This window comes from Nonomuraea cavernae, assembly GCF_014646355.1.
Classification (GTDB): Bacteria; Actinomycetota; Actinomycetes; order Streptosporangiales; family Streptosporangiaceae; genus Nonomuraea; species Nonomuraea cavernae.
Window position 1 is genome coordinate 217,941 of record NZ_BMNH01000002.1, and the last position, 22,860, is coordinate 240,800.

Annotated in this window: 22 protein-coding genes; 14 read left to right on the plus strand and 8 right to left on the minus strand. The window is 72.2% G+C overall.

All coding sequences use genetic code 11. The features are described 5' to 3' along the window. The first annotated feature begins 23 nt into the window (after positions 1-23). Entirely contained in the window at positions 24-1,214 is a 1,191-nt protein-coding gene (locus IEY82_RS05290; RefSeq protein WP_189122830.1) for a cysteine desulfurase-like protein, read from the plus strand. A 136-nt stretch (positions 1,215-1,350) separates the two neighbouring features. Continuing rightward, positions 1,351-2,322: a tyrosine-type recombinase/integrase gene (locus IEY82_RS05295; protein WP_189122831.1), complete on the plus strand. Its 972-nt coding sequence runs from the start codon at positions 1,351-1,353 to the stop codon at positions 2,320-2,322. A 126-nt stretch (positions 2,323-2,448) separates the two neighbouring features. Here IEY82_RS05295 and IEY82_RS05300 read toward each other — a convergent pair whose 3' ends face one another. After that, positions 2,449-3,048: a TetR/AcrR family transcriptional regulator gene (locus tag IEY82_RS05300; protein ID WP_189122832.1), complete on the minus strand. Its 600-nt coding sequence runs from the start codon at positions 3,046-3,048 to the stop codon at positions 2,449-2,451. Between the two features lie 66 nt (positions 3,049-3,114). Here IEY82_RS05300 and IEY82_RS05305 point away from each other — a divergent pair, with 66 nt between their 5' ends. Together IEY82_RS05305 and IEY82_RS05310 are read left to right on the plus strand one after the other, a co-directional pair. After that, positions 3,115-5,070, plus strand: coding sequence for a HelD family protein (locus tag IEY82_RS05305; protein ID WP_225262262.1), 1,956 nt, complete (start codon positions 3,115-3,117; stop codon positions 5,068-5,070). Positions 5,071-5,158: 88 nt separating this feature from the next. After that, the gene (locus IEY82_RS05310) at positions 5,159-5,515 is read left to right on the plus strand and encodes a hypothetical protein (RefSeq protein WP_189122833.1); all 357 of its coding nucleotides are present in this window, start codon (positions 5,159-5,161) and stop codon (positions 5,513-5,515) included. Positions 5,516-5,578: 63 nt separating this feature from the next. On the opposite strand, the gene IEY82_RS05315 is transcribed toward IEY82_RS05310, so the two are convergent. The 4 genes from IEY82_RS05315 to IEY82_RS05330 are packed head-to-tail and all read right to left on the minus strand — an operon-like array spanning position 5,579 to position 9,126. Beyond that, on the minus strand, positions 5,579-6,784 hold the full coding sequence (locus tag IEY82_RS05315; protein ID WP_189122834.1) for an ABC transporter permease: 1,206 nt from the start codon (positions 6,782-6,784) through the stop codon (positions 5,579-5,581). Then, positions 6,774-7,535, minus strand: a complete 762-nt coding sequence (locus IEY82_RS05320) for an ABC transporter ATP-binding protein (protein ID WP_189122835.1) — start codon at positions 7,533-7,535, stop codon at positions 6,774-6,776. Before IEY82_RS05320 ends, IEY82_RS05315 begins: the two co-directional genes overlap by 11 nt. Continuing rightward, on the minus strand, positions 7,532-8,590 hold the full coding sequence (locus IEY82_RS05325) for an efflux RND transporter periplasmic adaptor subunit (protein WP_225262260.1): 1,059 nt from the start codon (positions 8,588-8,590) through the stop codon (positions 7,532-7,534). Before IEY82_RS05325 ends, IEY82_RS05320 begins: the two co-directional genes overlap by 4 nt. After that, complete coding sequence (locus tag IEY82_RS05330; RefSeq protein ID WP_189122836.1) at positions 8,587-9,126, minus strand: hypothetical protein; 540 nt, start codon at positions 9,124-9,126, stop codon at positions 8,587-8,589. The genes IEY82_RS05325 and IEY82_RS05330 overlap by 4 nt, the downstream gene beginning before the upstream one ends. 154 nt (positions 9,127-9,280) lie before the next feature. Here IEY82_RS05330 and IEY82_RS05335 point away from each other — a divergent pair, with 154 nt between their 5' ends. The 5 genes from IEY82_RS05335 (at position 9,281) to IEY82_RS05355 (ending at position 14,330) form a co-directional block, all read left to right on the plus strand. After that, a complete protein-coding gene (locus IEY82_RS05335) occupies positions 9,281-9,934 on the plus strand; it encodes a response regulator transcription factor (protein ID WP_189122837.1) in 654 nt (217 codons plus the stop codon). Continuing rightward, the gene (locus IEY82_RS05340; protein WP_225262258.1) at positions 9,931-11,124 is read left to right on the plus strand and encodes a sensor histidine kinase; all 1,194 of its coding nucleotides are present in this window, start codon (positions 9,931-9,933) and stop codon (positions 11,122-11,124) included. The genes IEY82_RS05335 and IEY82_RS05340 overlap by 4 nt, the downstream gene beginning before the upstream one ends. A 31-nt stretch (positions 11,125-11,155) precedes the next feature. Then, entirely contained in the window at positions 11,156-11,752 is a 597-nt protein-coding gene (locus tag IEY82_RS05345; RefSeq protein WP_189122838.1) for an NUDIX hydrolase, read from the plus strand. A gap of 249 nt (positions 11,753-12,001) precedes the next feature. Next, positions 12,002-12,664 (plus strand): lysophospholipid acyltransferase family protein, encoded by a 663-nt coding sequence (locus IEY82_RS05350; RefSeq protein WP_189122839.1) that lies wholly within the window; start codon positions 12,002-12,004, stop codon positions 12,662-12,664. 91 nt (positions 12,665-12,755) lie between these two features. Continuing rightward, positions 12,756-14,330, plus strand: coding sequence for a penicillin-binding transpeptidase domain-containing protein (locus IEY82_RS05355; protein WP_225262256.1), 1,575 nt, complete (start codon positions 12,756-12,758; stop codon positions 14,328-14,330). Positions 14,331-14,410: 80 nt separating this feature from the next. Here IEY82_RS05355 and IEY82_RS05360 read toward each other — a convergent pair whose 3' ends face one another. Further along, positions 14,411-14,683, minus strand: coding sequence for a DUF3040 domain-containing protein (locus IEY82_RS05360; protein WP_189122841.1), 273 nt, complete (start codon positions 14,681-14,683; stop codon positions 14,411-14,413). 133 nt (positions 14,684-14,816) lie between these two features. On the opposite strand from IEY82_RS05360, the gene IEY82_RS05365 reads away from it, so the two are divergent. The 3 genes from IEY82_RS05365 (at position 14,817) to IEY82_RS05375 (ending at position 18,587) form a co-directional block, all read left to right on the plus strand. Further along, positions 14,817-15,854: an Rv2578c family radical SAM protein gene (locus IEY82_RS05365; protein WP_189122842.1), complete on the plus strand. Its 1,038-nt coding sequence runs from the start codon at positions 14,817-14,819 to the stop codon at positions 15,852-15,854. 488 nt (positions 15,855-16,342) lie between these two features. Further along, entirely contained in the window at positions 16,343-17,635 is a 1,293-nt protein-coding gene (locus IEY82_RS05370) for a glycosyltransferase family 4 protein (protein ID WP_189122843.1), read from the plus strand. Positions 17,636-17,873: 238 nt separating this feature from the next. After that, positions 17,874-18,587 (plus strand): HNH endonuclease family protein, encoded by a 714-nt coding sequence (locus IEY82_RS05375; RefSeq protein WP_189122844.1) that lies wholly within the window; start codon positions 17,874-17,876, stop codon positions 18,585-18,587. Here the strand turns inward: IEY82_RS05375 and IEY82_RS05380 are convergent. Next, positions 18,584-19,417 (minus strand): GDSL-type esterase/lipase family protein, encoded by an 834-nt coding sequence (locus IEY82_RS05380; protein WP_189122845.1) that lies wholly within the window; start codon positions 19,415-19,417, stop codon positions 18,584-18,586. The genes IEY82_RS05375 and IEY82_RS05380 overlap by 4 nt on opposite strands. A 216-nt stretch (positions 19,418-19,633) precedes the next feature. On the opposite strand from IEY82_RS05380, the gene IEY82_RS05385 reads away from it, so the two are divergent. Further along, positions 19,634-20,863: an isochorismate synthase gene (locus IEY82_RS05385; protein ID WP_189122846.1), complete on the plus strand. Its 1,230-nt coding sequence runs from the start codon at positions 19,634-19,636 to the stop codon at positions 20,861-20,863. 39 nt (positions 20,864-20,902) lie between these two features. Here the strand turns inward: IEY82_RS05385 and IEY82_RS05390 are convergent, their stop codons facing one another. Then, complete coding sequence (locus IEY82_RS05390; protein WP_189122847.1) at positions 20,903-21,529, minus strand: IMPACT family protein; 627 nt, start codon at positions 21,527-21,529, stop codon at positions 20,903-20,905. Between the two features lie 161 nt (positions 21,530-21,690). On the opposite strand from IEY82_RS05390, the gene IEY82_RS05395 reads away from it, so the two are divergent. Then, on the plus strand, positions 21,691-22,818 hold the full coding sequence (locus tag IEY82_RS05395) for an epoxide hydrolase family protein (protein WP_189122848.1): 1,128 nt from the start codon (positions 21,691-21,693) through the stop codon (positions 22,816-22,818). Positions 22,819-22,860: the final 42 nt, after the last annotated feature.

The window sequence follows — 22,860 nt, forward strand, 5'->3', positions numbered from 1 at the left end:
GCCCCGTTGAGCATGAACGCATCATGCTCTTCCCTCTCGAAAACGTACGTTCCGCCTATCCCGCGCTGACCGACGGCTACGCCTACCTCGACGGCGCCGCCGGCACCCAGACGCCGCAGGCGGTGATCGACGCCATCTCCGGCGCCTACCGCACGGGCATCGGCAACGTCGGGGGCGCCTTCCCCGCCAGCCACCGCTCCGACGCGATCGTGGCCGGCTGCCGCGCCGCCGTCGCGGACCTGGTCGGCGGCCACCCCGGCGGCGTGATCCTCGGCCCCAACATGACGACCCTGACCTACCGGCTGTCGGCCGCCCTGGCCAAGGACTGGCGGCCGGGCGACGAGGTGGTGCTGTCGCGGCTGGACCACGACGCGAACGTCCGGCCGTGGACCCAGGTGGGCGCCACGGTCCGCTGGGCCGAGGTGGACCCGGTCACCGGCGAGCTGCCGGTGGAGCAGTACCGGGAACTCATCGGCGAACGGACCCGCCTGGTGGCCGTGAGCGCCGCCAGCAACGTGCTCGGCACCCGCCCCGACGTGGCCGCGATCTGCGCGATCGCGCACGAGGCCGGCGCCCTGACGTACGTGGACGGGGTGCACGCCACCGCGCACGGCCCGGTCGACATGCGGGCGCTGGGCGCCGACTTCTACGCCACCAGCGCCTACAAGTGGTCCGGCCCGCACATCGGCGCGGTCGTGGCCGACCCCGCGTTGCTGGAGCGGATCAGGCCGGACAAGCTGGCCTCCTCGGTCGACACCGTCCCCGAGCGGTTCGAGCTCGGCACCGCGGCCTTCGCCGATCTCGCCGGGGTGACCGCCGCCGTGGACCACCTGGCCGCGATGGTGCCGGGCACGGGCAGCCGCCGCGAGCGGGTGCTGGCCTCGATGGCCGCGGCCGAGGCGCACGAGCTGGAGCTGTTCGCCGTGCTCGTCGAGGGGCTGGAGACGATGCCGCACGTCACCGTCTACGGCAAGCCCGCCAGGCGCACCGCGACCGCCTACTTCACGGTGGCCGGGCTGAGCCCCCGGGAGGTCGCCGAGCGGCTGGCCGCGGCCCGGGTCAACGTGTGGAACGGGCACAACTACGCCTGGGAGCTGACCGCCGCGCTGGGGGTCCGCGACGCGGGCAGCGCCGTGCGCGCGGGCCTGGTCCACTACAACGACCGTTCCGACGTCGACCGCCTCCTGGAGGGTGTGGCCGCCATGGGGCGTTGAGACCATGCGGCGGTGAGACCATGCGCCGGTCAGGGCGGCTGACGAGGCACCTGTCGAGGCGGCTGACGAGGCGGCGAGAGCGTCCACCGCCGGACACGTCGAGGGGTCGCGGCAGCGCGCCGTTAAGATCGGCGGGGTGAGCCTGCCCGCCGTGACCGATCTGGCGGCGCCGCCCGTCGAGCCGGCGCGCGACCCCTACCACGTCTACCTCGACTCGCTGACCAGTCCCGAGTCGCGCCGTACGATGCGCGGGTGCCTCGACCGGCTGGCCCGCCTGCTCACCGGCGACGAGACGGCCACGGGCGCGGGCCAGCCGTGGCATCTGCTGCGCTACGAGCACACCGTCCGCATCCGTACGATGCTGACCGATCAGGGGTGGTCCGCGGCGTACGTCAACAAGCATCTGGTGGCGCTGCGCCGGGTGCTGAAGGAGGCGTGGCGGCTCGGCCAGAGCAGCGCCGAGGACTACGCCCGCGCCTCGGACCTGGCTCCGGTGCGGCAGAGCCGGCTGCCCACCGGCCACCACGTGCCGCCCGAGGTGGTCGGCGCGGCCCTGGCGGCCTGCGACGACTCGGCGGCCGGGGTGCGCGACGCGGCGCTGATCGCGGTGCTCTACTCCACGGGCTGCCGCCGGGCCGAGGTCGGCGGGCTGGCGCTGGCCGACTACGACCCCGGTGCGCGCTCGCTGCGGGTGCGCGGCAAGCGCGACAAGGAGCGGATGGTCTACCTGACGGCCGACGCCATCGGGCTGGTCGAACGCTGGCTGGCGGTGCGGGGCGGCGCGCCGGGCGCGCTGTTCAGCCCGATCAGCAAGGCGGGCCGGCTGCGGCTGCGTGACGGCCGGCCGGTGGGCCTGACCGGTCAGGGCATCGCCGACATCCTGGCGCGGCGGCTCAGCCAGGCGGGCGCGTCGCGGCGCACCGCGCACGACTTCCGCCGCACGTTCATCGGCGAGCTGCTCGACGCGGGCGTCGACCTGGCCACGGCCCAGGCGCTGGTCGGTCACTCCTCGCCGGCCACCACTGCCCGCTACGACCGCCGTCCCGAGCGCACCCGCCGCGAGGCCGTCGACCGCCTCCGGCTGCCACCGTCCCGCCCTCTCGCCTGATCACCTCCGGCCGCCGGATGCGTGATCGCCCTCTTGGGCCGTCCGGCCGCCGGGCGAGTGAGCCGCCCGGTCAACCAGGCGAGTGAGCCGCCCCGTGGCTTCTCCGGCGGGCAGGCGGCTGAGCCGCTACCCCTTGAGCAGGGAGAAGGCGTGGTCGGCGGCGCGCACGGCTTCGGCCTCGACCTCGGCGAACGGGCGCCCGTCGGCGAGGGCCTGCCAGGTGCGCCGGGAGAGGACCCGCTGGACGGCGAGCACCTGCCCGGCCAGCAGGCCGGCGGTCAGCTCGTCGGTGGTCTCGCCCAGGGCCTCGGCGAGCGCCGCCTCGTCCTGCGACATGTAGTGGAACACCCGCGAGGCCAGGCTGGGCGTGAAGAAGACCATCCGGTGGTAGCCGAGCACCTCGGGGTGGTCGTTGAGCCCGGTGACGGGGTCGTGGCGGGCCAGGGCGTCGAGGAAGTGGCGGTGCAGCGCGGTCACCGGGTCCACCCCCGGGGCGCGCTCCCTGACCACCCGCGCGGCCTCGCCCTGGTGGTCGGCGATGCGGTGCAGGACGAGGTCCTCCTTGGTCGGGAAGTACTTGAACAGCGTCGGCTTGGACACCCGCGCGGCCGCGGCCACCTCCGTCACGGGCACCTCGTCGAAGCCGCGCTCCAGGAAGAGGGAGATGGCCGCGGCCGAGATGGCCTCACGCACGCGCTGCCGTTGCAGTTGTCGCAGACCTGTCATGAGCCCACTCTAACAAAGTGTTAACCTGGTTAATCTCTTGACCGAGTTAACGATTGGGAGGGTGCCGTGGAAGGGCTCGAAGAGGAGCGGGCGTACGTCGAGCGGTGCCGGGCCGGGCTGCGCAGGATGCTCGACTCCGCACGCGACACGGTCATCGTCGGCGAGACCGTGGCCGGCGACCGCTACAGCGCCGAGCGGCTCGGGCGCCATCTCAAGAGCCTGGCCAAGGAGCTGAGCGAGGAGCCGGAGGGCCCGCCGTTCTTCGGCAGGCTCGACTTCGGCCACGGCTCGGCCGAGCATCCGGGGCGCGCCTACCACATCGGCAGGCGGCACATCTCCGGCGAGCACGGCGCCCCGCCGGTCGTCGTCGACTGGCGGGCGCCCGTCTCGCGCGCCTTCTACCGGGCCAGCGCCGGCGACCCGCAGGACGTCGCGGTGCGCCGCCGGTTCGGCTGGTCCGGCGGCACGCTCACCTCGTTCGAGGACGAACGGCTCGCGCTCGGCGAGCAGGGCGAGAGCCGGATCCTGGCAGCCGAGATCGAACGTCCCCGCGTCGGCCCCATGCGCGACATCGTCGCCACCATCCAGCCCGAACAAGACGATCTGGTGCGCGCCGACCTGGAGGAGTCGATCTGCGTGCAGGGCGCTCCCGGCACCGGCAAGACCGCCGTCGGCCTGCACCGGGCCGCCTACCTGCTGTACGCGCACCGGCAGCGGCTGCGACGCGGCGGCGTGCTGGTCCTGGGTCCCAACCGGGCCTTCCTCGGCTACATCTCGGCCGTGCTGCCCACCCTCGGCGAGGTCGACGTCGAGCAGACCACCCTGGAGGGGCTGCTGGCCGCCGTGCCGGTGACGGCGGCCGACACCCCGGCCGCCGCCGCCGTCAAGCACGACCTGCGGATGGCCGAGGTGCTGCGCGCGGCCCTGTTCCGCCGCGTCCGGCGGCCGGTCGAGCCGGTCGTGGTGACCGACGGCTCCTACCGGTGGCGGGTCGGCGAGAGCGAGCTGCGCCGCGTCGTCGACGACACCCGGCGCGAGGGCCTGCCGTACACGGTCGGGCGCGAACGCGTACGGGCCAGGGTGGTCTCGCTGGTCGAACGCCAGGCTGAGGCGCGCGGCCGGACGATCGACGCGGCCTGGACGCGCCGGGCCGGCCGGGCCGTCACTCCCTGCCTGGACGCCGTCTGGCCGGCCGTACGACCCGAGGAGGTGCTGTTCGAGGTGCTGACCGGCAGCGCCGGCGACGGTGTCCTCACCCCCGGCGAGCGGGCCGCCATCACCTGGGCCCGCCCGCCGCGCACCTACAAGAGCGCCAAGTGGTCATCCGCCGACCTGGTGCTGCTCGACGAGATCGCCGGGCAGCTCGAACGGCCGCGCGGCTACGGCCACGTCATCGTCGACGAGGCGCAGGACCTGTCCCCGATGGAGTGCCGGGCGGTCGCCAGGCGCACCGAGTACGGCTCCGTCACGGTGCTGGGCGACCTGGCGCAGGGCACCACCCCCTGGGCCGCCGGATCCTGGCCCGCGGTGATGGAGCGGCTCGGCAAGCCGGAGGCTCGGTTCGTGGCGTTGACCACGGGCTTCCGGGTGCCCGGCGCGGTGGTCCGGCTGGCCAACCGGCTGCTGGCCACGCTCGACGCCGACGTGCCCGCCACCCGCTCCTACCGCTCCGACGGGCGGCTGCGCGTCACCCGTGTGACCGGCCTGGAGCGGGGTGTCGTCGCGGCGGCTCGCGACGCCCTGACCTTCGAGGGATCGGTCGGCGTGATCGCGGCCGACTCCGACGCCGAGTCGCTGACGGCCGCGCTGTGGGACGCCGGCCTCGACGTGAATGACCGGCTCAGCGTGCTGCCCGCCTCGCTGGCCAAGGGGCTGGAGTACGACCACGTGGTGGTGGCCGAGCCCGCCGCGATCGCCGAGGCGGAGCCGCGCGGGCTCAACCGGCTGTACGTGGCGCTCACCCGGGCGGTCTCCCGGCTGGACGTGGTGCACGCCCGGCCGCTGCCGCCGGGGCTTTCCTGACCGCGATGGGGGTCTTTGCGGCATTCGGTCGACATGGAAGTAGATTCGGTATGTGATGTGAATCACGTGAGGAACGGGCCGCCACCTGGTGCGTTTCGAGAGGAGACAGGTCATAGCCTCCCCGCAGAACCCGCCCACAGGCGACGATCCGCGCGCCGGCGACCCCCAGTCGTCGCAGGCACCACCACCGCCGCCTCCGGCCTACAGTTCGCCCTACCCGCAGCCCCAGGCCCGATCGACGCCGATCCTGTCGATCATCGCGTTCGTCTGCGCGGCGGTGGCCCTGCTGTTCATTCCCATCCTGTTCGGCCTGGCCGGCATCGTGCTGGGCATCGTCGGTCACACCCCGGGCGAGTCCCTGGGCAAGTGGGCGGCCATCACCTCCGGCGTGACCATGATCATCGGTTTCATCCTCGGCTGGCTCGTGGTCAGCAACATGATGTGATGACCGTACGCCGCCCTGACCGGAGTCCCGGGCAGGGCGGCAGGGAGCGGCGAGCCGTACGGATCAGGTGGTCGTCAGGGCCACCGTCGGTGACAGGCGCGCGGCGCGCATCGCCGGGTAGATCCCGGCGACGGTGCCGATGAGCAGGGTCGCGCCGATGGCCCCGCCGATCGCCCAGGGCGGCACCACGGGCGGCCAGTCGCGCGCCAGCGCGTAGCCGGTGGTGGCCAGCGCCCCGAAGACCGAGCCGACCACGCCGCCCAGCGCTGACAGCAGCAGCGACTCCGACAGGAACTGGACGCGCACCTGCCCCCGCGTGGCGCCCAGCGAGCGGCGCAGCCCGATCTCCCTGCGCCGCTCCAGTACGGAGATCACCATCGTGTTGGCCACGCCGACCCCGCCGACCAGCAGCGCGACCGCGCCCAGCCCGAGCAGCAGGTTCGTGAACGCGCCCGCGGCCGCCGCCTTGGCGGCCAGCGCGTCCGACGGCCGGCTGACGGTGACCTCCTCCGGGTTCTCCGGGTTGACCGTACGCGGCAGCACCGCCCGCACCGCCTCCACGGCCTCGTCGGCCGACCGCTCGTAGATCGTCGTGGGGTGCCCGTCGAAGCCGAGGAACTCCTCCGCCGCGGGGAAGCCGACCAGCGCCGACCGCTCGATCTCCGGCGCCAGCGGCATCGGGCCGAGGATGCCGATGACGGTGAACCACCGCCCGCCCATCCACACCTGGACCCCGGCGCGGGCCAGGCCGAGCCGCCGGGCGGACTCGGCGCCGAGGACGACCGCGGGCCGGCGTTCGGTGGCGGCGTTCAGCCAGGCGCCTTTCACCACCGCGCCCTCCAGCGTGGCGAGCAGGCCGGTGGTGGTGGCCTGGACGGCGATGCCGCCGGTGACGGCCTCAGGGATGTGCCGGGTGCGCCGGACGGTGGCGTCCGTCCCGCCGGTGGCGGCGGCGGTGCGGACCGGGCCGATGCGCTCGACCATGGCCAGCGCGCCGATGGGCAGCTTGGCCTCCTCTCCGAACATGGTCTGGCCGGGCGCGACGGTCAGCAGGTTGGTGCCGAGCCGGTCGAGCTGGCGCAGCAGCTGCTCGCGGGAGGAGGACGAGATGCCGATCACCGCGATCATGGTGGCGATGCCGATCGCGATGCCCAGTGCCGACAGCACCACCCGGGTGGGACGCGCGCGCAGCCCGGACGCCCCGACCCGCAGCACGTCGGCGACGGCGAGCCGGGCGGGCGCCGGCCCCCGCTGACGTTCACGCTTCACGACCGCCCCCCTCACCGATCGGGACACCGGCCTCAGCACGGACCTCAGCACCCATCTCGGCGCCCATCTCGGAGCCCATCTCGGCGACGATCCGGCCGTCGCGGACGCGGACCTGGCGCGGACACCAGGCGGCGATCTCGGTGTCATGGGTGATGATCGCGATCGTGGTGCCGGCCGCGTGCAGCTCGCCCAGGACGGCGAGCACCTCGGTGCCGGAGGCCGAGTCCAGGTTGCCGGTGGGCTCGTCGGCCAGCAGCAGGGGCGGGTCCCCGGCGACCGCGCGGGCGACCGCGACCCGCTGCTGCTCGCCCCCGGACAGCTGGGACGGCCGGTGGGTCAGCCGGTGGCCGAGTCCGACCCGTTCCAGCGCCGCGGCGGCCCGCTCGCGGCGGGCGCGCCGGCCGGTGCCCGTGTAGAGCAGCCCGTCGGCCACGTTGTCCAGCGCGCTGACGCCGGGAGCCAGGTGGAACTGCTGGAAGACGAAGCCCAGCTGGCGGGCGCGCAACGCGGACAGCTCACGGTCGGACAACCCCGCGACGTCGTATCCGGCGATCCGTACGGTGCCGCCGCTGGGCCGGTCCAGGGTGCCGATCATGTGCAGCATGGTGGACTTGCCGGACCCCGACGGCCCGACGATGGCCAGCAGCTCACCCGGCTCCACGGTCAGATCCACCCCGCGCAGGGCGTGCACCCGCCCCGGATACACCTTCGACACCCCGCGCAGCTCCACGACGGGGCAGGGACCGTTCATGAGGCGGGCACCCCGACCTTCATGCCCTCGGCCAGCCCGTCGCCCTCGATCTCGACCAGCCCGCCGCCGAACGCGCCGGTCTTCACGGACACGATCCGGGTGGCGGCGCCTTCGACCACCTCGACGCCGAAGCCGCCCTCGCGCAGCGCGAGCAGCGCCTCCACGGGCACCGCCAGCACGTTCTCGTGCCGCTCGCTCTGCATCTCGACCTCCACGGGAGCCTGATCGAGCCTGGTCTTGGGGGGTTTGGCCAGCGTGATGTCCACGTCGACGGTGGTGGTGCCGTCCCGCTCGTCGCCGGAGCTCTCGGCCACGGTGCCCACCGAGGTGATGGTCCCGGTGGCCCGCTCGCCGCCGGGCAGTTCGACGGTCACCTTGGCGCCCCGGCGGGCCATGGCCTGGTCGCCGGTGCCGAGGTCGACGTGCACCAGTCGCCGGACGCCGCTGACCGTGAGGACCGGCCGTCCGGGGCCGGCCTTGCCCCCGACCTCCGCCTTGACGTCGGTCACGCGGGCCACCCCGGGCAGGAAGACCACCTGCGCGGCGTCCACCCGGCCGGTCTCCGGCAGGCCCCGGTCGTCCTGCCAGCGCTGGACCGCCAGGTGGGTGGCGTAGCTGAAGTGGTCGTCCACCGTCAGGTACTCGCCGTAGCCGAGCGCCTTGAGGTTGCGCTCCAGCTGCCTCACGTCCGGGCCGTCGGAGACGCCCTGCCGCAGCTCCCGGTAGAGCGGCAGCTTGCCGTACATGAGGACGACCGGTTTCCGGTCGACCCTGAGCAGCGGGCGCCCGCGGCGGATGAGCGCGCCCTGCGCGGGCACCCAGGTGACCGTGCCGGAGGCGTCGGTGCCCACCTCGCGTTCACCGGAGTAGGTGAGCGAGCCGTCGACCGTCTTGGTGTCCACCAGGTCCTGCCGGGTGATCTGCGCCGTGGCCGGGACGGCCGGCGTGGCGGGCTCCGCCGAGCCGGTGCCGGACTCGCCGAGCAGGACCATCCCCGTCCAGGCCGCGGCGGCGGCCAGCAGGCCGCCGCCGGCCAGGGTGAGGCTTCTCCTCATCGCGGGCCACCGCCGAGGTCGAACTCCTTGCACGCCTCGTGGGCCGCGTTGAGCTTCTCCTCCGGTGTTCCGGCCGGGATGTCAATCTTGAACTTGCCGTCGGAGCTCGGGTCCTCCATGTGGATGCCGTGCTCGCGCATGCACTGGGCGAACTTGAGCGCCCGGTCCTGCGTCTTCTGGTCAGGCCGGCCCATGCGGTCGCCGATGGCGGCGTCCATGAAGTGCTTGCACGCCTGCTGGGCCTCCTCGACCTGCTGCTCCATCCCCTTCTTCATCTTGATCCTGATGGCGCCGTTGGGCTCGGGGTCGTCCATGGGCACGCCGTGCTCGCGCATGCACTGGGCGAACTTGAGCTGGGCCTCCCTCGGATCGGCGGGCGCCGAGGCGCCGCCCGTCGCCGTGGCGGCCGTCGAGGCCGTGGCCGTGGCGGAGCCGCTGGCCGCGCTGGCCACCCCGTCCTGCTTCGCGGGAGCACCGCCGCACGCGGCCAGCGCCAGGATCAGGGGCAACGTGGCCAGTACCGGTCGGACGTTCATGACTGTCACTCCTTCGCGCCGCGGGTCGTTCGCCCGGGGCGCGATGCACACTTCACCGGTCCTGGTGCTAAACGCAGATAAGCCGGTGATCTCCTTATTCGCGGCTAACACCTGATCCGCCACGCTCGACAGCGGAACGGGAAAGGGGTGGCCGATGCGGGTGCTCGTCGTGGAGGACGAGGAGGAGCTGGCCGACGCCGTCGCGCGGGGCCTGCGGCTGCACGCCATGGCGGTCGACGTCGTGTACGACGGGCAGGAGGCCCTGGAGCTGGCCGGCTACGTCGACTACGACGTCGTCGTCCTGGACCGCGACCTGCCCGAGGTGCACGGCGACGACGTGTGCGCCGAGCTGGCCTGCGCCGCGCCGGCCAGCCGGATCCTCATGCTGACGGCGGCCGGGCGGGTGAGCGAGCGGGTCGGCGGGCTGTCGCTGGGCGCGGACGACTATCTGGTCAAGCCGTTCGTGTTCGCCGAACTGGTGGCCCGGATCCGGACGCTGGCCCGCCGTTCCCCCCGGGCGCGGCCGGCCGCGCTGGAGCGGGCCGGGATCAGGCTCGACCCCGGCCGCCGCACGGTGACCCGCGACGGGCGGCAGATCACCCTGAACCGCAAGGAGTTCGACGTGCTGCGCGAGCTGCTGCGCGCCGACGGCCGCCTGGTCGCCTCGGCGGAGCTGCGCAGAAGCGCGTGGGACGAGTACGCCGACCCCGCCAGCGGCGTGCTGCGCGTCACCCTCACCTCGCTGCGCAAGAAGCTCGGCGCACCCACGGTGATCGAGAACGTGCCCGGCCGCGGATACCGGTTGTGAGACGCGTCGCGCCGCCGTGGAAGAGGCTGGGCCTGCGGATGCGGCTCACCCTCCTGTACGGCGGCCTGTTCTTCGTGGCCGGCTCGCTGCTGCTGTGGTCGACCTACCTGCTGACCGGGCGGGCACTCAACGAGCGGTTCGCGGTCAAGTCGACGGTGATCGGCCCGGCGGCCTCTCCGGGAGCCGGCGGCTCGCCCCTCCAGCACGACGTCATGTTCCGGCAGCTGGAGACGGACGTCCGACAGCGGGCCGACGGCGTGCTCGACGAGATGCTGCGCTCCTCCGTGGTCATCATGGTGCTGATCGGGATCGTGGCGGTGGTCCTGGGCTATCTCGTGGCCGACCGGGCGCTGCGCCCCCTCGACCGGGTGACCGACACGGCGCGGCGGCTGTCGGAGAGCACGCTGCACGAGCGGATCGCGCTGAACGGCCCGCCGGACGAGGTCAAACGGCTGGCCGACACGTTCGACGCGATGCTGGACCGGCTGCACCGGGTGTTCGACGGTCAGCGGCGGTTCATCGCCAACGCCTCCCACGAGCTGCGCACCCCGCTGGCGATCAACCGTACGGTGCTGGAGGTGTCGCTGGAGGAACCCGAGGCGTCGCCGGATCTGAAGGCGCTGGCGCGGGCGCTGCTGGGCACCAACGCCCGCTACGAACGGCTCATCGAGGGGCTGCTGCTGCTGGCCGAGTCGGAGCAGGAGCTCGCCGTGCACCGGACCGTCGACGCCGAGCAGGTCGTACGGGCCGCGCTGGAACAACTCGACCCGCATCCCCGCAGGCGGCGGCTCACCCTGCGCGACGACCTGCGGCCGGCCCTCGTCGTGGGCGACCCGCTGCTGCTGGAGCGGTGCGTGTTCAACCTGCTGGAGAACGCGGTCAAGTACAACGTGCGCGACGGCGAGGTGACGGTGAGCCTGCGCCTGGACGGCGACGACGCGATCCTGACCGTGGACAACACCGGCCATCCCGTCCCGGCGTACGAGGTGGAGGATCTGTTCGAGCCGTTCCGGCGGCTGCAGGGCGACCGGGTGCGGTCGGCGCGCGGCTCCGGGCTCGGCCTGTCGATCGTGCGCGCGATCGTCGACGCGCACGGCGGCGCGGTCACCGCCCGGGCGCGCCCGGCGGGCGGGCTGAGCGTCACCGTACGGCTGCCGGGGGCCGGGCGCGACGGGGTGACCGTGTCCTGAGCTGCGGGCGGGCGCGTGAGAAGCTGGGCGGGTGCTTCCCCCGATCGACGAGCTGCGCGAGCTGATCAGCGCCAACCTGACCGCCTTCGACCGCAGGCAGGTGCCGCCCGCCGAGGGGGTCCGCCGCGCCGCCGTCACCGTGTGCGTGCTCGAGGACCCCGATCGCCGGCCGTACACGATCCTCATCAGGCGCGCGCCGCACGGCCGCAACCCCGGGCAGTGGGCGCTGCCCGGAGGCCGGCTCGACGACGGCGAGCAGCCGGTCGAGGCGGCGCTGCGGGAGCTGGCCGAGGAGACCGCGGTCACCGGGGTCGAGGTGACGGGGCTGCTCGACGACTTCGTCACCGACTCGGGGTTCGTCATCACGCCGGTGGTGGCCTTCGGCGGCAGGCAGCGACCGGTGCCCGACCCGCGCGAGGTGGCGTCGGTGCACGACGTGCCGCTGGAGTGGTTCCTGGCGCCGGGGGTGCCGCGCTGGCGAGGCGAGCTGCTGCAGATGCCGCTCGGGCCGTCGATCGTCATCCACGCGCCCACCGGGGCGATTTTGTGGCAGTTCGCCGAGGTCGCGTTGCGTGGCCGTGAGCTGCGGGTCTTCGACGTGGTCCAGCCGCACTGGACCAGAACGTGACCGATTCTTTGGGGCAGGTGGAATACGGCCTGCCGGATGTCCGTTAGAGTCGAATGGCCGATGTGGTCTGTGTCCCCCGGGCCGCAAATTACCGCCTTCACGGAATACCGTTCGGCTGGAGCCGTGTTGTGCATCTCGCCGAGGAGGCGACCGCCACATCGGCCTTAACGTGTTTTTTGTAGGCGCTCCGGTCCCAGCCGGGGCGCCTGCTTTATGGTGGGGTGGCCGACCAACGATCATCAGGAGCGCATGTTGCTGTACCAAGTGGTCAAGTTCGCCGCCACGCCGCTCGCGCATGTGATGTGCCGCCCGCACATCTCCGGCGCGACGCACGTGCCTCGGACGGGGCCGGCCATCCTGGCCGCCAACCACCTCTCGGTGCTCGACTCGTTCCTGCTTCCCGCGCTGTTGCCACGCCACGTCACGTTCGCCGCCAAGAACGAGTACTTCTCCGGCAACCCGGTCTCCGGCTGGTTCATGCGGCTCGGCGGCAGCCTGCCCACCGACCGCGACAGCGCGCACGCCGCGCAGTCGATGCTGGACGCCGCCGCCGACCTGCTGGAGCGGGGTGAGCTGTTCGGCATCCATCCCGAGGGCACCCGCTCCCCCGACGGCCGCCTCTACCGCGGCAAGATCGGCGTGGCCTGGCTGGCGCTCAAGACCGGCGCGCCGGTGCTGCCGGTCGCGCTCTCCGGCACCGAGAAGGTGCTGCCCGTGGGCGCCAAGGTGCCGCGCCCGGCCAGCATCGGCATCCGCATCGGCGCGCCGCTGACGTTCAAGGGCGACCACGCCAACGCTCGCGACCGGCGGCGCGTCACCGACGAGATCATGTCGGCGATCCAGAAGGAGTCCGGGCAGGAGTACGTGCCCACCTACGCCGCCAGCTTCAAAGCCGCCAGCGGCATGTCCTGATTCGTCCCCGCTAAGCTCGGGGACCCATCCGAGGAAACGCTGCCGACGACCAGGGGGCTGACCAGTGGCGCGTGGCCGCACCATCGCAATCGTGTCCGGCGTCTCCCTGCTGGTGGCGGGCGCCGCCGGCGGGGGCGCCTACTACCTGCTGCACACCCGGGGCACTCCCGCCGAGACCGCGCAGCGGTTCGCCGCCGCCTGGCAGGCCGGTGACAAGCCGGCCATGACCGCCGAGCTCGCCACCCCGCAGCCGCTGACCGCCTACGACCAGATGCGCACCGGCCTGGGCGTCGAGTCGACCACCGTCGAGCTCGGCCAGGTCAGCCCGGGCGACGACCGGGCCACCGTCCCCTACACCGCCACCGTCAAGCTGAAGAACGTCGGCGAGTGGACCTACCAGGGAAGGCTCGACCTGACCGTGGCCGACCGCGCCTGGAAGGTCGCCTGGACACCCGCGACCCTGCACCCGTCACTGACCTCGGGCGCGTCGTTCGCGCTGAAGACGCGCTGGCCGGACCGGGCCGAGATCACCGACGCCGGCGGCGAGCGCATCGACACCGGCGCCGTCGGCGGGTCGGTCCAGCAGCTCGTCGGCTACCTGGACAAGGCGACCAAGAAGGACGTGGGCAAACTCGGCGCCGCCTACAAGACCGGCCAGGCGGTCGGGCGCGGCGGGCTGCAGGAGACCTTCGAGAAGCGGCTGGCCGGCACTCCGACCACCGAGATCCAGGCCGGCGGCAAGACGCTCGCGACCATCGCCGGCACCGACGGCGAACCCGTGCGCACCACCCTCGACGCCGCCACCCAGGCCGCCGCGGTCGCCGCCGTCAAGGACGTCGACAAGCCCACCTCCCTGGTCGCCATCAGACCGAGCACGGGCGAGATCCTGTCCGTGGTCAACAACCAGGGCGGCTTCAACCGGGCGCTGGACGGCCGCTACCCGCCCGGGTCGACGTTCAAGGCCGTCACCGCCATCGGGCTACTGGCCGCCGGGCTGTCGCCCAAGGACACGGTCACCTGCCCGCAGTACGCGACCGTGGGCGGCCTGAAGATCCGCAACTCCGAGAAGGAGCACTTCGGGTCGCTGTCGTTCCTCGACTCCTTCGCCCACTCGTGCAACACCACGTTCGCCCCGCTGGCCAAGCAGCACCTCGGCGCCGCCAAGCTGCTGGAGACGGCCGAGCAGGTCGGCTTCAACCAGCCGCTGAACATCGGCGTGCCCGCCACCAAGGCGAGCTTCCCCCGCGCCCAGTCCGACGCCGAGCTGGCCGCCGAGGCGTTCGGGCAGGCCCGGATCACCGCCAGCCCGCTCTCGATGGCGTCGGTCGCCGCGGCCATCGCCGACGGCACCTGGCGGCCGCCCACCCTGGTGCCCGACCTGAAGCAGAAGGCCGGCGAGCAACCGCTGCCCGACGGGGTCAAGTCGGGGCTGCACGCCATGATGGCCGCCGTCGTCACCAAGGGCACCGCCAAGTCCGCCGGCCTGCCGGCCGGCACCCGTGGCAAGACGGGCACCGCCGAGTACGGCACCGGCGAGAAGCTCGACTCGCACGCCTGGTTCATGGGCTTCAAGGGTGACGTCGCGTTCGCGGTCGTGGTGGAAGGCGGCGGCGGGGGCGGCAAGGTGGCCGCCCCCATCGCGGCCGCCTTCCTCCGCGGCCTCTGACGCCTCACCGCGTCCCCTTCGACCTCGGGGCGGCCTGACTCGGGCCGGACGAACGGCGGCACGCGGGGTGATGACGGTCGTCAGAGGGACGCGGCCAGGGTGGCCGCCTCGTGCTGGAGAACCATGATCAGGAGTGTGGCGACCAAGGTCGCGATGAGCAGCCAGCTGATCAGGATGATGATGGTGGAGCGGCGCGGCCCACGCCTGCCGCCACCGTCGGCGCCGTCCCTGGCCTCGCTGCGGCGCACTCGCTCGTTGAACGACTCCAGCCGGGCGACGAGCCGGGGGTCGTCATCGACCAGATGCCGCTCGATCTGCGCGAGCATCCGCTCCTCATCCTGCGACCAGGCCATAGACGCACCTCCGGAACGCAAGCTCTGTCCGGGTTTCCTGCCCAACCCTGAAGATCATTAGCCCCCGCCTGGGCAGGTAATTGCCGTCACTTTGCGTTTGCGATCATCATCGAACCTTTGTTCTAATCATGGGATGCGCTGGGACAACCTGCGCCTGACCGCCACCGGCGACCAGGCCGATCCGGCCGTGCCGCTGTTCTCCGGCGGCGCGGTCACCCGCACCTTCGACACCCCCGAGTTCAGGGGCATGACCTTCTACGAGATCCGGGCTCGCTCGATCATCAACCGGGTTCCGGCGGCCAGCCAGGTCCCGTTCACCCATACGATCAACCCCTACCGGGGCTGCGGGCACCGGTGCGTCTACTGCTTCGCCCGCAAATCGCACGAATACCTCGACCTCGACGCCGGAGCCGACTTCGACTCCAAGATCGTCGTCAAGGTCAACGCGGCCGAGCTCGCCCGCAGGGAGCTCGCCGCGCCCCGCTGGCAGGGCGGCCACGTGGCGATGGGCGCCAACGTCGACTGTTACCAGCGCGCCGAGGGCCGCTACCGCCTGATGCGCGGCATCCTGGCCGCGCTGCGCGACGCCGCCAACCCGTTCTCCATCCTCACCAAGGGCACCCTCATCCTGCGCGACCTCGACCTGCTCACCGAGGCGGCCGAGGTCACCGAGGTCGGCGCCAACGTGTCGGCGGGCTTCCTCGACCCCGACGTCTGGCGCGCGGTCGAGCCCGGCACCCCCGCCCCGCACCGGCGGCTGGAGGTGTGCGCCACGCTCAACGACCACGGCATCGGCTGCGGTGTGCTGATGGCGCCGATCCTGCCCTACCTCACCGACTCCCCCGCCCAGCTGGCGCGCACGGTCAGGGAGATCGCCGCGTCCGGCGCCACCCACATCGCGCCGATCGTGCTGCACCTGCGTCCGGGGGCGCGCGAGTGGTGGCTGGCGTGGCTCGCGCGCGAGCACCCACGACTGGTGCCGCGCTATCTCGAGCTGTACGGCAGAGGCGCCTACGCGCCCAAGGCCTACCAGGAGCGCGTCACCGGCCAGGTCAAGGAGCTGGCCGCGCGCCACGGCGTCGGCCGGGCGTCCCCGGCCCGGGCCAGGCGGCTGCCGTCCCGGCCCGCCGGTCGACAGCGGCCCCAGCCGCAACAACTGACCCTGCTGTGACATTTCGGAGTGGTTATTGATGCTATGTCGGGTTTCAGTGTCAAACGGGTATTAAGCGGCTTAGTGTGCCGATCGGCACAAGAATCCACACGGGGGAAACCATGTCCGAGATCAAGAAGAAACCGTCCGCCAAGTCCGGCAAGGCCAAGAAGCAGGCGATGAAGGCGGATCGCCAGGCCAAGGAGATCAAGAAGGAAACCAGGAAGCCCGACGAGGCGTGACCCGGTGACATGACCGGACGGCCGGGCCGGCGTCCCGGCCGTCCGGTTCACCCTGTTCGTCCCATGCCCGCCCGCACGTGGGCCCCGCGTCAGTCGCACATGCAACCTTAAGACCCTTTATGGCGTCTAATGATCATAGGTGGGGATAGCGCCACGGGGACTGACGGCGCACTCCATCTGAGCCAATACGAAAGCGCCGGTGGCGAGAACGTCTCGCCACCGGCCATGTGTGTTGTGACACTCTCGCGACAAGGAGGGATCCCACAGGTGCGCGCACTGGCACGCAAGGGCAAGTCAGCGATGGTCCGGCTGTACAGGGGATACAACCGGCGCAAGAAGCGCGGCGCGCCGCCTCCGTCGATCGACCGGATCCGCATCCTCCTCCTGCACGCCAACGGCATGGGCGGCACGATCAGGACCGTGTTCAACGTCGCCGGCTACCTGGCACGTGAGCACGACGTCGAGATCGTCAGTGTGCTGCGGGAGGCCGAGGAGCCGTTCTTTCCCGTCGATCCGCGGGTCAAGTTCCGATATCTGGACGACCGGGTCAATCCGGGTCTCGACCCGATGCGCGCGATGCTGTCCAAACTGCCCAGCAAGCTGATCCCCCCGGGCGAGTCGGCGTACCATCGCTTCACCCTGTGGACCGACCTCAAGCTGGCCCGCTACATCCGCTCGCTCGACACCGGCGTGCTCATGGCCACCCGGCCGGGGCTCAACCTCGTCATGGCCCAGTTAGCCCTGCCCGGTGTCATCACCATCGGCCAGGAGCACGTCGCCCTGCGCACGCAGCCCGACTCCATGCAGGCGCTCATCAAGTGGCGCTACCGCCGCCTCGACGCGCTCGTCACCCTCACCAAGGCCGACCAGCGCGACTACCGCGCCACCCTGACCAAGAAGCCCAGGAAACTGGCCCGCATCCCCAACGCCGTGCCGCCGCTGAGCGGCGACGTCGCCAAACTCGACGCCAAGGTCGTCATCGCCGTCGGCAGGCTGACCCGGCTCAAGGGCTTCCACCGGCTCATCACCGCCTGGGAGGAGGTCGCCCGGGCCCATCCCGACTGGAAGCTGCGCATCTTCGGCGCCGGCCCCCAGGAGGACAACCTGCGCGCCCAGATCACCGAGGCGGGGCTCGACGGCGTGGTCGAGCTGCCGGGAGCCACCTCCGACGTCGGCGCCGAGCTGGAGAAGGCCTCCATCTTCGTGCTCAGCTCCCGCCACGAGGGCTTCCCCATGACCATCCTCGAAGCCATGGCCAAGGGGCTCGCGATCGTCAGCTTCAACAGCCCCCACGGCCCCAAGGAAATGATCACGCACGAGTCCGACGGGCTGCTGGTCAAGCCGCGCACCAACGCCAACCTCGCCGCCGCCATCCTGCGGGTCATCGAGGACGAGCCGCTGCGCCGCAGACTCGCCGCGGGCGGCGTGGAGACCGCGCGCCTCTACGACGCCGACGTCATCGGCGCCCAGTGGGAGGCGCTGCTGGGCGAGCTGCTCGCCCGCCGCGACGGCACCTGGGTCAAACCCCCGGCCCGTTCGGCTTCACAGGTCCGGCCATGACGCCGGCCGGCGAGCCGTAGATCGTGATCGGCGTACCCGGCCGCCCCTGAGCGGCGCGGCGGCCATCGGCCGCCCGCCGCCGTCATCCCCGGCCGTTCCTTCACCGACCGGAACGTCCTTCACCGACCGGAACGGCCACATTCTCCTCTCCGCGCCGCCCGCAAGGCCTTACCGTGTCAAAGCAGACCAGGCTGGGGAAATCCTCTCTAGAGAACCTCCCTCACCCCCGGAGGCGTGCTTGAGCACCAAGGACGTGGTCGCCATCCTGGCGGGAGCCGCACTCGTCGCAGCACTCCTCGGCTCCGGCACCTCCAGCCCCGCCACCGCGGCCAGCCCGCTCGGCAACGCCAGCGGCACCCTGCCCGGCCTGGCGCCCATCACCACCGCCGCCGACAAGGCCACCGCCCGCCGGCTCATCCAGCGGTTACGCGTCAAGGGCCGCGGCCCCGCCACCGGCTACACGCGCACCCGCTACGGCGCCAACTGGGCCGACGACGCCACCGGAGTCCCCTACGCCCGCAACGGCTGCCGCACCCGCGACGACCTGCTCGCCCGCGACGGACAGGACATCAGATACCGCGATGGCTCCCGCTGCGTGGTCGTCTCGATGCGCCTGGCCGACCCCTACACCGGCCGGACCATCCACTGGCACAAGGACCGCGCCGACGAGGTCCAGGTCGACCACGTGGTGCCGCTCGGCTACGGCTGGCGCATGGGCGCCCCCCGCTGGCCCATGTCCAAACGCCTCGACTTCGCCAACGACCCGCTCAACCTGCTGCCGGTCGACGGCGCGGCCAACGAGCAGAAGGACGCCTCCGGCCCGGCCGGCTGGCTCCCGCCGCAACGCCGCGTCCGCTGCGCCTACGTCACCCGCTTCGCGCAGGTCGCGCTCAAGTACGGCCTGCCCGTGACCAGGGCCGACAAGACCGCCATGCTCGCCCAGTGCCGCTAACGCGGATCCAGCCAGTCGAACCCTCGCCTGAACGTCTGCTCCGCCAGCACCCGCTGCCCCGCGGAGTTCGGATGGAAGTAGTCCCACCGGCTGACCTGGTCCAGCGTGAAGCGGTAGGAGAACACCGAGCCCCCGTCCGTACGGCAGGACTCCCCCAGGGACGCGCAGGCCGCGGCCGCCTCCCGGTTGTAGGCCATCACCCGCTCCCGCACCCGCGCCCGCCGCTCCACGTCCGCCCGCTTGACCGACGTCGGCTCGGCCAGCATCGCCGGGCAGATCCGCCCCAGCGCCCAGAACGTGCGCGCGATCGCGTTGCCCTTGCCCACCTGCCACAGCCGCCGCAGGTCGGGGATGCTCGACACGAACACCCGCACCCCCGGCACCCCGTCGCGCAACACCGTCAACGCCTGGTCCAGCCGCTGCCGGTAGACGGCCACCGGCGTCATCTCCCGTTCGGTGCGCACGCAGGCGTCCTGGGCGCCGATCAGCACCGTGACGTAGCCGGGCTTGAGATCGATGGCCCGCCGCACCTGTCCCATCAGGTCGGCGCTGGTCGCCCCCGGCGCCGCCAGGTTGTCGTTGTGCCCCTTGATGTCGCGGTCCAGCCGCAGCAGCCGCAGGTAGTGGCTGGAGACCTCGGGGTTGTCACCGGCGGACCACGAACGTGAGGTGCACGACACGTACCAGCCGCACGCGTTGAAGCCCGACGAGATGGAATCACCCAGGGCCACCATCCTCGCCGGCACCGGAGGGACCGACGTGGCCTGCGCCGCTCCGGAACCGAGAACCACCACCACAGCGCCGAGCAACGGCGACAGACGACCGATCATGAGCTCAAGGTAGGGAGCCGGTCAACGGCACACCATGACCTGACGGCAAGGACTGCCATCTCAGGACCGACTTCATATCGCGGCTTGACAGTGCCGCCCCGGCCGCGTGCGCCCAAAACCCCCCTGGATGCGCACCTTTCTCCGTCGAACGACCGTAACCAGTCATTAGCCGGGGCCCCAGTCGAACGTGTTCAGTTCACGCATAGAGTGTCTCGGGTGAGTGTCGCGCTCGGAACCACCCGCCCACTACCGGTTCGCACCACCCCCGTAGGTGACCCGGGTGACCTGCTGGCGTCCCTGCCGAGGTCCGCGCCCTACGCGTGGATCAGGCACGGCGAGGGGCTCGTGGGCTGGGGAGAGGCCGCCCGTGTCGCGGTGCCTCCCGGCCCCCACCGGTTCGCCTGGGCCCGCGAGTGGCTCGCGGACATCCTGGGCGAGGCCCACGTCGACGACGCCGTCAACACTCCCGGCTCCGGTCCCGTCGCCTTCGGCAGTTTCACCTTCGACGAGAGTTCTCCCGGCTCCGTGCTCACCGTCCCGCAGGCGATCCTCGCCCGCCGCGGCGGCCGCGCCTGGCTCACCACCATCGGTGACACGCCCCTGGAGACCTTCACCCCGATCCGCGATCCCGGCCACATCAGCTACGGCGACGGCAGCCTGACCGCTCCCGAGTGGGAGCACGTGGTGGCCCGCGCCGCCGCGCGCATCCGCGACGGCGAGCTGGAGAAGGTCGTCCTCGCCCGCGACCTGCTCGCCACGGCCGAGCACCCCATCGACATCCGCCTGCTCCTCACCCGGCTGGCGCACCGCTACCCCGACTGCTACACGTTCTCCGTCGCCGGTCTCGTCGGCGCCACCCCCGAGCTGCTCATCCGCCGCACCGGCCAGGAGATCGAGTCGCTCGTCCTGGCCGGCACCACCCCGCGCGGCAGCAGCGCCGCCGACGACCTCGCCCGGGGCGCGGCCCTGTTCGCCTCCGAGAAGGACCGGCACGAGCACGAGTGCGCCATCGCCTCCGTGCGCCAGACCCTGGCGCCGCTCTGCGCCTCCCTGCACACCCCCGACGAGCCCGAGCTGCTGGTCCTGCCCAACGTCCAGCACCTGGCCAGCCACGTCGTCGGCCGCCTGGCCGACGGGGCCTCCGTCCTCGACGTCGTCGCCGCCATGCATCCCACGGCCGCCGTCGGCGGCACCCCCACCGCCACCGCCATCGACGTCATCCGCGAGCTCGAGGGCATGGACCGCGCCGGCTACGCCGGGCCCGTCGGCTGGATCGACGCCCACGGCGACGGCGAGTGGGGCATCGCGCTGCGTTCCGGCCTGATCAGCGGCAGACGCGCCCGGCTGTTCGCCGGCGGCGGCATCATGGGCAACTCCGACCCGGCGTCCGAGCTGGCCGAGGCCCAGGCGAAGTTCCGGGTCATGCAGTACGCGCTCGAAGGCTGACCCCGCGAAGGCTGACCCCGCGAAGGCTGAAGCCGCCGGTCACACGGGCTCGGGCACATGGATGTCGGCGGCGACCACGACCGTGGCCCGGCCTGAGGTCAGGGTCGCCACCCAGTCCGCGAAGGCGCCGAGCTCGGCGTCGGCGACCGCGACCGAGAAGTCCACGGCCTGGCCGTAGCCGACGTCGTGGACGGGGTGACGGGAGGCGCGCAGGTCGTTCTCCACCCGGCCGGCCTGGTCGTGGGCCACCGAGACGCGCACCAGCTTGGCCGGGACCATCCGCACCGGGTCGGCCCGGTCCAGGGTCTCGGTCACCGCCGAGCCGTAGGCCCGCACCAGGCCGCCCGCTCCGAGCAGGGTGCCGCCGAAGTAGCGGGTGACCACCGCCACCACATCGTCGTACCCCCTGCCCAGCAGGGCCTGGACCATCGGCGTGCCGGCGGTGCCGCCCGGCTCGCCGTCGTCGTCGCCCTTCCGCAGGCGCTGCCCGATCAGGTAGGCCGTGCAGTTGTGGGTGGCGCCCGGATGCAGGCGGCGGCGCTCGGCGATGAACGCCGCCGCCTCCTCGACGGTCCGGGCGGGCGCCACCGCGCAGATGAAACGTGACCGCCGCGCCTCCGTCTCGTGCTCGACGCTGGTGGTGAGGGTGAGGAACGGGGCGGCCATGCCTCACAAGCTACCGCCTTTACATCGTAGATCAACACTGGGGGGCTACGCGATCGCCCGCGCCGCACAGCGCCTCAGGCGCCGGTCTCGGAACCGGTTTGCCCGTACGAAACGTATGCCGTACGGTACAGCGTACCGAACCGAGCTGGAGGTATACCCCCTTGACTGCGAACGACATCCGGCCCTTCCGCTTCGAAGCCTCCCCGAGCGAGCTCGACGACCTGCGGGACCGGCTCGACCGGGTGCGCTGGCCGGACGAGGTGCCCGGCCTCGGCTGGCGCCACGGCGTCCCGCTCGCCCATCTCAAGGAGCTGGTCCACCACTGGCGCACCGGCTACGACTGGCACCGCGCTTACGCCGAGCTCGACCGGTACGACCAGTTCGTCACCGAGATCGACGGCCAGAGCATCCACTTCCTGCACGTCCGCTCCGCTCGCCGGGACGCGCTGCCGCTGCTCATCACGCACGGCTGGCCCAGCTCCCCCGTCGAGTACCTCGACGTGATCGGCCCGCTCAGCCAGGACTTCCATCTGGTCATCCCGTCGCTGCCCGGCTACGGCCTGTCCGGCCCCACCCGCGAGTTCGGCTGGGGCTCGACCCGCGTCGCCAGAGCCTGGCTGGAGCTGATGACCAGGCTCGGCTACGACCGCTTCGGCACCCAGGGCGGCGACTGGGGCACCTGGATCTCCCGCGAGGTCGGCGTGCTCGCCCCCGAACGCGTCGTCGGCATGCACGGCAACGGCATCATCTGTTTCCCCATCGGCGCCCCCGGCGAGCTCGACGACCTCTCCGAGGTCGAACAGGACCGGATGGCCTTCCGCGAGCGCTACCTCACCGAGCAGTACGGCTACAAGCTCATCCAGTCGGCCCGGCCGCAGACCTTCGCCTACGGGATGGCCGACTCCCCCGTCGCGCTGCTCGCCTGGTTCGCCGGAGTCTTCCACGAGTGGAGCGACGACGCCGTGGACACCGACCGGCTGCTCACCACCGTCATGCTCTACTGGCTCACCAACACCGCCGGCTCGGCCGCCCGCTCCTTCGTCGAGACCCCCGACACCGACCAGGACACCAGCGTCGAGTGGGAGCTCAAACCGGCCACCGTGCCCACGTCCATCTCGGTGTTCCCCCAGGACATCCTGCGGCCGATCCGCCGCTTCGCCGAGCGCGACAACAACATCGTCGGCTGGGTGGAGCACGAGCGCGGCGGCACGTTCGCCGCCCTGGAACAGCCCGCCGCCTTCGTCACCGACGTCCGCGCGTTCTTCACGTCCCTGAAGTCAGCTCCTTGACGTCAGCTCCTTGACGTCAGCTCCTTGACGTCAGCTCCTCGA